Source organism: Dietzia sp. Cai40 (assembly GCF_014145165.1).
Lineage (GTDB): Bacteria > Actinomycetota > Actinomycetes > Mycobacteriales > Mycobacteriaceae > Dietzia > Dietzia natronolimnaea.
In genome coordinates this window covers 1-7,122 of sequence record NZ_JAALEB010000455.1, presented here as the reverse complement: position 1 = coordinate 7,122, position 7,122 = coordinate 1, and the positions used below count along the sequence as shown (strand labels likewise).

Annotated in this window: 6 protein-coding genes; 4 read left to right on the top strand and 2 right to left on the bottom strand. The window is 69.6% G+C overall.

Annotated features, from left to right (window positions below):
- Positions 1-363: DUF1707 domain-containing protein (locus G6022_RS16725; protein ID WP_347238193.1), on the bottom strand; the 363-nt coding region annotated here is incomplete at its 3' end.
- Positions 364-459: 96 nt separating this feature from the next.
- On the opposite strand from G6022_RS16725, the gene G6022_RS15510 reads away from it, so the two are divergent.
- Together G6022_RS15510 and G6022_RS15505 are read left to right on the top strand one after the other, a co-directional pair.
- Positions 460-2,064, top strand: coding sequence for an acyl-CoA synthetase (locus tag G6022_RS15510; protein ID WP_182616106.1), 1,605 nt, complete (start codon positions 460-462; stop codon positions 2,062-2,064).
- Positions 2,065-2,134: 70 nt separating this feature from the next.
- Complete coding sequence (locus tag G6022_RS15505) at positions 2,135-3,595, top strand: aldehyde dehydrogenase family protein (protein ID WP_182616108.1); 1,461 nt, start codon at positions 2,135-2,137, stop codon at positions 3,593-3,595.
- Positions 3,596-3,613: 18 nt separating this feature from the next.
- On the opposite strand, the gene G6022_RS15500 is transcribed toward G6022_RS15505, so the two are convergent.
- Positions 3,614-4,420 (bottom strand): crotonase/enoyl-CoA hydratase family protein, encoded by an 807-nt coding sequence (locus G6022_RS15500; RefSeq protein WP_182638944.1) that lies wholly within the window; start codon positions 4,418-4,420, stop codon positions 3,614-3,616.
- Positions 4,421-4,496: 76 nt separating this feature from the next.
- On the opposite strand from G6022_RS15500, the gene G6022_RS15495 reads away from it, so the two are divergent.
- Both G6022_RS15495 and G6022_RS15490 read left to right on the top strand, forming a co-directional pair.
- Entirely contained in the window at positions 4,497-6,134 is a 1,638-nt protein-coding gene (locus G6022_RS15495) for an acyl-CoA synthetase (protein ID WP_182638942.1), read from the top strand.
- A 2-nt stretch (positions 6,135-6,136) separates the two neighbouring features.
- A partial coding sequence (locus tag G6022_RS15490; protein ID WP_347238192.1) for a nitronate monooxygenase occupies positions 6,137-7,122 on the top strand: 986 nt, incomplete at its 3' end.

Below are 7,122 nucleotides of genomic sequence, written 5' to 3'. Positions count from 1 at the left end.
CCGGCCGACGGGGTCCGGGTCGTCCGACGCGGACACCGCCAGGACGACCCCGGTCACCAGCGCGACCCCCACGAGTACCGCCGCGAGGACGACCCACGGGTGGCGGGTCGCCGTGGCCGGCGGGGTCCACGGGGAGGGCGGACCCTGACGGTCCGGCTCCGCCCGGGTCGGACCGTGGTCGCCGTGCAGCCGGACCCTCACCCCCTGGAGGTCGGCGAACAGTGGTCGGAGGTCGTCGACGTTGCGGGCGGACGTGGCCACCCGAACCCGCTCGTAGTGTTCGAACTGGTCGAGCTGGCCGCTCGCCAGCGCGGAATCGAGCGCCGTGATGACCGCGGTGCGGTCGTCGTCGGTGGCCCGGATCGCCCGGGTCCCGGAGGGGTCTGCGGAAATGGGATGAGAATAGTCCTCGGAGTCAATCCCTGGACCCCTGACAGGAACACGTTCTAGTCTGGGGTCATGAGCGCACCCACACCCACCATTCCCACCGAGACCGGAGTCCTGAACAACCGGACCGGGGAGTACGTGACCAGCGTCTACCGGATCGCCGAGGCCGAGCCGGACCGCGTCGCGGTGATCGAGGCCTCCGGTCGCCGGGTGACCTTCGGCGAACTCGTGGACGCGGCGCACGGCCACGCGCGGGGCCTGCGCGCGCTGGGGCTGGGGGCCGGGGACGGGATCGTCCTGATGGCGCCGAACAGTATCGGGTTCCTCGAGGTCTACTTCGCCGCCCTCGAGATCGGTCTCTACGTGGCCCCCGCCAACTGGCACCTGACCGGGCCCGAGGTGGCCTACATCCTGGAGAACTCGGGCTCGACGGTGTTCGTGGCCGACGAGAGGTTCGCCGACGTGGCCACCACCGCCGCGGCCGAGGCCGGACTCGACCCCGCCCGCTGCTACGCGATCGGCGACGTACCGGGGTTCCGGCCGCTCTCCGAGCTCGCCGTCCCGGCCGAGGGGGAGGACCCCTTGCCGTCGGGCCGCACCCTCGGCGCCCCGATGCTCTACACCTCGGGCACCACCGGTCGCCCCAAGGGCGTGCGCAGGCCTCTGACCGGCGCCTCTCCCGACCAGGTGACGGTTCCCAACTATTTCTTCTTCGCCGGCTTCGGCATCCAGGGCGCGGACAACGTGCACATTTGCGGCTCACCGCTCTACCACACGGCCGTCCTCAACTTCGTCGCCATCTCGCTCAACCTGGGCCAGACGGTGGTGCTCATGGACAAGTGGGCCCCGGAGGAGATGCTGCGTCTCATCGACGCCCACGGGGTGACCCAGTCCCACATGGTCCCGACCCAGTTCTCGCGCCTGCTCGAACTGCCGGAGGAGGTGCGCGCGAAGTACGACGTGTCGAGCCTCCGGACGATCGTCCACGGCGCCGCCCCGTGTCCGAAGCACGTCAAGCAGGCGATGTTGGACTGGTGGGGACCCGTCCTCACCGAGTACTACGCCGGCACCGAGGGCGGTGGCTGCACCATCACGGGCGAGGAGTGGCTGCGCAAGCCGGGGAGCGTGGGCCGGCCGTGGAAGACCACCACCCTGAAGATCCTCGACGACGACGGCAACGAACTCCCCGCCGGCGAGACGGGCAACGTCTACCTCCAGATGCACGGGTCCAGGTTCGAATACCACCAGGATGCGGAGAAGACCGCGAAGACCTACGTCGGCGAGCTGTTCACCATGGGCGACATCGGCTACGTGGACTCCGACGGCTATCTGTTCCTGTGCGACCGCAAGAACGACATGATCATCTCCGGCGGTGTGAACATCTACCCGGCCGAGATCGAGTCGGAGATGACCCGCCACGACGCCGTCCGCGACGCGGCGGTGTTCGGCATCCCGCACCCCGACTGGGGCGAGGAGGTCAAGGCCGTGGTCGAGCTGGCCGAGGGTTACGTCGAGTCCGACGAGCTCAAGACGCAGATCCTCGACGACCTCTCCGGCCGACTGGCCAAGTTCAAGATGCCGCGGTCGATCGACGTGGTGGAGGAGCTGCCCCGGCAGGCCAACGGCAAGTTGGTCAAGCGCAAGCTCAAGGATCCGTACTGGGCGGACGCCCGGTGAGCCGTATCGGGCGGACGCCCGCCGGCCCGGTTACCCACCGGCTACCGGGGCCGCTCACTACCCTGGACGCATGACCAGTACCCCGACCGCCCGTGATCTCACGCTCGCCCAGATCCTCGAGCGGCAGCAGCAGGCGTTCCTCGCCGACCCGCAGCCAGAGGCCGGGATACGGCGCGATCGGATCCAGCGGCTCAAGCACCTCGTCCTGGACAACGCGGCCGAGTTCACCGAGGCGATCCGCGAGGACTACGGGTGCCGACCCGAGACGCTCTCCACGATCACCGACATCGCGTCATCGATCCCGGACCTGGATCATCAGCGCGGCCACCTCGCCAGGTGGATGAGGCCGAAGCGGGTCTCCCGAGCCCTCGACGCGGTGGGGTTCACCCAGCAGGTCCGCCACGACCCCAAGGGCGTCGTCGGGATCATCGGCCCCTGGAACTTCCCCCTGTATCTGACGATCGTCCCGGCCGGGTCGGCGCTCGCCGCGGGCAACCGGGTCATGATCCGGCCGTCGTCGGTCACCGCCCACACGACCGAGGTGCTCTGCCGTCGGGCGCCCGAGTACTTCGCCGTCGACGAGTTGGCCGTCGCGGGGCCCGAACACGGCCGCGGTTCGGACTTCTCCCGACTGCCCTTCGACCACCTGTTCTTCACCGGCTCCCCTGGTGTCGGCAGGTCCGTCGCCAGGGACGCCGCCGCCAACCTCACCCCGGTCACCCTCGAACTGGGCGGCAAGAACCCCGTCGTGGTGGACACCAGCGCCGACCTCGACCGAGCCGCGCGGGGCATCGCGGCATCCCGCATGATCAACGGCGGCCAGGTGTGCATGTGCCCGGACTACGTCTTCGTCCCCCGGGCGGAGGTGGACAGGTTCTGCGACACCGTCCTGGACGAGTGGCGCAGGACCCTGCCGGCGATCGTGGGCAACCCCGAGTACACCGCGATCGTCAACACGTCCAACTACGAGCGCGTCGTCGGCCTGATCGACGACGCCGTGGCCAAGGGTGCCGTCAGGCGCGACGCCGCCCCGGCGGGGGAGCGGTTGCCGGACGCGGGTGTCCGGAAGATCGCACCCACCCTTCTCACCGGTGTGACGCCCGAGATGGAGATCGACTCGGACGAGGTGTTCGGGCCCGTACTCACGGTCTTCGGATACCGGAGCCTCGACGAGGCGGTCCGCTACATCAACGAGCGGCCCAGCCCGCTGGTCCTGTACTGGTACGGCCAGAAGAACAGCCGCTTCGACACCGTGGCCGACCGCACCCGCTCGGGAAACATCTACGGCAACGACTTCGGCATCGGGATGGCCTCCCCGGCCGTCCCCTTCGGCGGGGTCGGCGATTCGGGGATGGGCGGCTACCACGGGCACTACGGATTCCGGACGTTCACCCACGAGCGCGCCGTCGCGATGCACTCTTACGACGTCAACGTCTCCCGGGTGCTCGCGCCCCCGTTCACCGCGGGCAAGAAGAGGCTGGCCTCGGGGTACCTCGGGGTGATGAAGGCCCGGACCCGGCTGGGGCTCTAGTCGGGTCCGGGCGCCCGGTCACTCCCCGCGGAACTCGGGCTTGCGCTTCTCCGCGAACGCGCGAGGGCCCTCCTTGGCATCGGCAGAGGCGAAGACCCGCCCGCCCACCTCGGCGTCGACGCGGAAGGCCTCCTCCTCGTGCATGCCCTCGGTGCGCCGGATGGTCTCGATCATCCCCTGCACCGCGAGGGGCCCGTTCGCGGCGATGAGCCCGGCGATCTCCAGGGCCTTGTCCAGGGCGGTGCCGTCCTCGACCACGTGGCCGATCAGCCCGAACCGCTCCGCCTCCTCGGCGGTGAGATGGCGGCCCGTCATGAGGACCTCCATCGCGACGGTGTAGGGGATCTGACGCACGAGCCGCACCGCGGAGCCGCCGAGGGGGTACAGGCCCCAGCGGGCCTCGGAGACGCCGAACCTGGCGGAGCGCCCGGCGACCCGGATGTCGGTGCCCTGCAGGATCTCGGTCCCGCCGGCGATCGCCGGGCCCTCGACCGCGGCGATGAGCGGCTTGCTCAGCCGGCGCCCCTTGAGCAGCGCGGGCAGACTGGTCAGGTCCCAGCCCCCACCCGCGAACTTGTCGCCCGGCGCGTCCTTGTTCATCGCCTTGAGATCCGCACCCGCGCAGAAGTACCCGCCCGCGCCGGTCAGGATGCACGCGCGGATGTCCGGGTCGGAGTCCACCAGATCCCACGCCGCCTCCATGCCGCGCATCATCGGCCCGGACAGCGCGTTGCGCGCCTCGGGGCGGTTCATGGTCACCACCAGGACGTGTCCACGCCGCTCGGTGAGCAGGTGCTGGTCCTCGGGCGTCTCGACGCGGGTCATCGGGCCTCCAAAAATTAGTTACACGGGTCCACGGCTTTCGCCCACGGCCGACGGTAACACGTTCTACTTTGGGTGTATGGCGTACACCATCGGAGATCTCGTCGAGCATAGTGTCGATCGCGTTCCGGACCGGGTCGTCCTGGTCCAGGAGGGTCGGTCGTTCACCTTCAGGGAACTGGAGGAACGGGCCAACAGGCTCGCCCACCACCTCCGGTCCGTCGGTGTCGGACCCGACGACAAGGTGGCGGTGTACAGCCGCAACACCATCGAGGCGGTCGAGGCGATGGTCGCGATCTTCAAGATCCGCGCCGTGATGGTCAACGTCAACTACCGGTACGTCCCGGCCGAGCTCGAGTACCTGCTCGACAACTCCGACTCCGTCGTGGTGTTCCACGAGCGGCGCTATTCGGACGTCCTCGCCCGGGCCCTGCCCAACACGCCGGGGGTCCGGCACTGCCTGGTCATCGAGGACGGCACCGACACCCCTGACCCGCAGACGCCCGACGGGGTCTCCGTCGCCCACTACGACGACGCGCTGGCGGCGCAGTCGCCGGAGCGCGACTTCGACGAACGCTCGAACGACGACATCTACATGCTCTACACCGGCGGCACCACGGGCTCCCCCAAGGGAGTGATGTGGCGTCAGGAGGACGTGTTCATGGTCCTCGGCGGCGGCATCGACTTCCTCACCGGTGAGAAGGTCGCGGACGAGTGGGAGCTGGCGAACAAGGCGGTCGACGGTGGCGTCCTGGTCCGCGCCGCCCTGCCCCCGCTCATCCACGGCGGTGCCCAGTGGGCGATCCTCATGGCGCTGTTCGCCGGCCACACCAGCGTGCTCATCCCGGAGTTCGACGCCGAGACCGTCTGGCGGACCGTGACCGAGCACAAGATCAATCTCCTGTTCATCACGGGAGACGCCATGGCGCGTCCCCTGATCGAGGCATGGGACGCGGAGAAGTACGACTCGTCGTCGTTGTTCTACATAGGGTCCTCCGCGGCCCTGTTCTCGCCCTCGGTCAAGGACCAGTTCATCGAGGCGTTCCCGAACGTCATGCTCTCGGACTCGATCGGGTCCTCCGAGACCGGCTTCTCCGGGATCGCGCTCGCGGAGAAGGGCAAGACCCACACCGGTGGACCCCGCGTGAAGATCGACGGGGAGACCACGGTCCTCGACTCCGAGGGCAACGAGGTCCAGCCCGGTTCCGAGGTCATCGGCAAGGTCGCGCGCACCGGGCACATCCCGGTGGGGTACTACAAGGACGAGGTCAAGACGGCGGCCACGTTCAAGACGTACGGCGGGAAGCGCTACTCGATCCCCGGTGACGACGCCCGGGTCGAGGAGGACGGCACCGTCACGATGCTCGGCCGCGGATCGGTCTCCATCAACACCGGAGGCGAGAAGGTCCACCCGGAGGAGGTCGAGGCCGCCCTCAAGACGCACCCCGACGTGTACGACGCGCTCGTGATCGGCGTCCCCGACGAGCGGATGGGCCACAAGGTCGCCGCCGTGCTCCACACGCGTGACGGCAAGTGCCCGCCGATCGACGAGCTGAACGACCACGCGCGGCGAGAGATCGCCCGCTACAAGTGCCCGCGAGCGCTGTGGGTCGAGCAATCGGTCAAGCGCAATCCCGCGGGCAAACCCGACTACCGATGGGCCGCGGAGATCGCCGCGTCCCGCCCCGCAGACGACAGCCAGGAGATCAGCAAGTGAGCATCCGTACCCCACTCGCGGAGGAATTCGGGATCGAGTACCCGGTCTTCGCCTTCACCCCGTCCAAGGCGGTCGCCGCAGCGGTGACGCGCGCCGGCGGCATGGGCGTCCTCGGGTGCGTCCGCTACAACGACGCGGCCGAGCTCGACGAGGTCCTGACCTGGATGGACGAGAACACGGACGGGAAGCCGTACGGCGTGGACATCGTCATGCCGAACAAGGTACCCACCGAGGGCAGCACCACCGACATCGCCGCGATGATCCCCGAGGAGCACAAGGCGTTCGTCTCCCGGGTCCTCGACGACCTCGGGGTGCCGCCCCTCGGTGACGACGCCGAGCACAACGCCGGTGTCCTGGGGTGGCTCCACTCGGTCGCCGAGGCGCACGTCGAGATGTCGCTCAAGCACCGCCCGGTGCTCATCGCCAACGCGCTCGGCTCCCCGCCCAAGCACATCGTGGACCTCGCGCACGCCAACGGGATCAAGGTCGCCGCGCTCGCCGGTGCGAAGAAGCACGCGCTCGCGCACGTGGACAACGGCGTCGACATCGTGATCGCCCAGGGCGGGGAGGCCGGCGGCCACACCGGCGAGGTCGCGACCCTCGTTCTGGTGCCGGAGATCGTCGCTGCGCTCGACGGGCGCGCGCCCGTGCTGGCCGCCGGCGGGATCGGGAGCGGCTCGCAGGTCGCGGCCGCGATCGGCATGGGCGCCGAGGGGGCGTGGATGGGCTCCCGGTGGCTCACCGCCGCGGAGTACGGCGATGACGGCGGCTCCAAGGCGATGCAGGAGGCGCTCGTCGCGGCCACCAGTGCCGACACCGTCCGCACCCGCATCTACTCGGGCAAGCCCGCGCGCCTGCTCAAGAGCAAGTGGACCGAGGCGTGGGCGGCCGAGGGTGCGCCGGGTCCGTTGCCGATGCCGCTGCAGAACATCCTCGTCGCGGAGGCGCACCAGCGGATCTCGGAGGCGCAGGATCCGGAGGTCGTGGC